Annotated in this window: 2 protein-coding genes; both read left to right on the forward strand. The window is 53.0% G+C overall.

All coding sequences use genetic code 11. From position 1 onward, the window contains the following. A partial coding sequence (locus tag CW742_RS13595) for a type IV pilus biogenesis/stability protein PilW (protein ID WP_292421288.1) occupies positions 1–859 on the forward strand: 859 nt, incomplete at its 5' end. A gap of 37 nt (positions 860–896) precedes the next feature. Continuing rightward, positions 897–1283, forward strand: coding sequence for a class I SAM-dependent methyltransferase (locus tag CW742_RS13600; protein ID WP_292421290.1), 387 nt, complete (start codon positions 897–899; stop codon positions 1281–1283). Positions 1284–1296 lie beyond the last annotated feature (13 nt).

Genomic DNA, 1296 nt, shown 5'->3' on the forward strand with positions numbered 1-1296 from the left:
GAATAAAATGGACCTCGTCCCGCATGCACAGGAAAAAATACGGAAGATCCTTGCGAGCAAAACCGTCATTTACAAGAAAAAAGGCGAGACCGACAAGGCACTCGATTGTATCAACACTCTCCTTGTTAATGAACCATCAAGTTACAGTCTCTTAAGCGAGAAAGCCAGCCTTCTTACCAAGCTGGGACGGACTGCCGAGGCAGCAGAAGTCCAGAAGCTGGCTGATGCAAACAAACCTGTCGCAGAGACTCCGGATCTGGGAGGTTGCCTCATTGCAACAGCAACGTTCGGTTCATCCCTGTCTGCCGAGGTCCAGCAACTGCGGGATTTCCGCCAGAATACCATTTACTCATCTGCTGCCGGAACCGAGTTCATGTTTGCGTTCAATGCCTGGTATTATTCGTTCAGTCCGCATGTTGCCGACTTTATCCGTGCAAACAGCTGGACCCGGCCCCCCATGCAGTGTATCCTGACGCCGCTGATCTCCATCCTATCGCTGGCCAAGTCTGCATCTCTGGCCTTTGCTCCCCATACCGAACTCAGCGCGGTTATCGCAGGGCTCATCGCGAGTTCTCTGATAAGCCTTGTTTATCTTTTCCCGATAGTCCTTATTCTCCAGGCTACTGCACGCCAATACCAGAGGAGCGTCACGGGCCCGGCCCTGGTAAAGACCCTTCTGGGACTCGGAGTTTTCAGTAGTCTGCTCCTGCTCTGTGGCTATTTCTTCTCGATCAGACTCCTCCATCTCGTGGGAAGTTCATTGTTCGTCATCAGTGTATTTCTGGTATCAGCGTTCGGTGCTGCTCTCATCTGCGATCGATGGATAGTAACCCGCACAGGAAATGAATCAATGGGTTGAGAATTTCCCCTTTTTTTATCCCGGGTTTTTTGAGGAAATGCGTCAAACACACGAGCCAGAGACACCGTTGATCCCGCCCGGCCACTCAGACGGTCCGAACTATCGAGCAAAGAGAACAGTCCCGAGGATAACGGGACTTGTCACGTTCGTTCTCCGGCCGCACGTGCAGTCAGTCACCGCACTTGACAGCTCAGAAGGGACGCGTGATGTCCTTACGTCAAAGATACGGGATTCCGGTATGACCAGTGTCACGACCCGGCTCATGAACCTGAAAGGACCGGACGGGGAGGGTACTTATGAGCTAATGATCAGCAGCATGACGCTCCACCACATCAGAGACGTGCCACGGCTGCTGCACCATTGGTACTCGGTCCTTCTGCCGGGCGGGACTCTAGCCATTGCCGACATTGACAAGGAGGAGTGAAGTTCCACAGGAG

This window comes from Methanoregula sp., assembly GCF_002835825.1.
Classification (GTDB): domain Archaea; phylum Halobacteriota; class Methanomicrobia; order Methanomicrobiales; family Methanospirillaceae; genus Methanoregula.